We start from the raw sequence: 1,053 nt of genomic DNA, 5'->3' as shown, positions 1-1,053 counted from the left end.
TTGAATCCGTCTTGAACTCCCCTGTCGCTGTGGTGAATGAGGTTGGCTTGCCAGGGCTGCCGGTCATGCAGAGCTTGCTCGAGAGCATCGAGCACGAACGCGGCCCGGGCTGAACGCGACACCCGCCAGCCCACGATCTTGCGAGCGAAGGCGTCGATCACGAAGGCGACATAGACAAAGCCCGACCAGGTCGCCAGTGGGGTAAGAAGCGCGAGTGCGCTTCTCCTCCCCGAACCGTACATGCACCTTTCAGCGCATACGGCTCTCTATTCAAGCTTGGCCCATGGCCATAGCAACATCCTGATAGTACGATGTCACGGTGTTGCGGGTTTCGTTCCGGAAGATGTAAGGGTTCTCCTCCGGATTGCGCCATCGGAATTGCGCCTTGGAGCTCGAGACAAGCCTGTGGAGCGCTTTGCCGATGGCTTCGCCGCGTTCAGTCCGACCGTAAACGAGCCAGGTTTTCGCCTTGCCCGATTCCGGGGCCTTGTACCATTTGCGCATCAGAGGCTTGATGCGGGATCGGTATTTGTGCCCCAGCCAATGCGCCAGCTTCCAGAACACGACATGGTCGATGCGCCGGAATACGTACGCAGTGAAGTCGGTGAACTTGTAGAACGCTGCCCAACCGGCCAGTTGCCGGTTGAGGCTGACGATCATATCGACCGTGCTGACACTGTGATTGCCGGAGAGGGTCTCGGTCAGCTTGCGAACAAACCCCTTGGCCTTCTCCTTGGGTATCGTCGTGACGACGGACATACGTCCGTGCGCCCCCCGCTTGCGAATGATCCGGTGCCCTAGAAAGACGAAGCCATCGTTGACGTGGGTGATATGGGTTTTGTCCATATTCAGCGTCAGCTTCAGTTCACCTTCCAGAAAGGCACGGCATTCCTCACGGACCCCTTCTGTCTGAGCCTTGGTTCCTTTTACGATCACGACAAAGTCGTCAGCGTATCGGCAGTAGGCGATGGCCGGCTTCCATTGTCGGTTCTCACGAACCGCAATGGGGCGGCCTTGCTTGATGCCGAAGTTCCATGCCCATCGATCCTTACG

At 58.0% G+C, this 1,053-nt stretch carries 1 protein-coding gene and 1 pseudogene; both read right to left on the bottom strand.

Going from position 1 to position 1,053, the window contains the following annotated elements; genetic code table 11:
* Nucleotides 1-203 (bottom strand): annotated as a pseudogene (locus JKL46_RS34870) (DDE-type integrase/transposase/recombinase); the annotation flags it as partial.
* 67 nt (nucleotides 204-270) lie between these two features.
* On the bottom strand, nucleotides 271-1,053 hold a 783-nt coding region (locus JKL46_RS34865), incomplete at its 5' end, for a group II intron maturase-specific domain-containing protein (protein WP_246529751.1).

This window comes from Microvirga zambiensis WSM3693 (assembly GCF_016735695.1).
Taxonomy (GTDB): Bacteria; Pseudomonadota; Alphaproteobacteria; order Rhizobiales; family Beijerinckiaceae; genus Microvirga; species Microvirga zambiensis.
The sequence above is the reverse complement of the archived record's forward strand: the minus strand, read 5'-3'. Positions and strand labels throughout refer to the sequence as shown.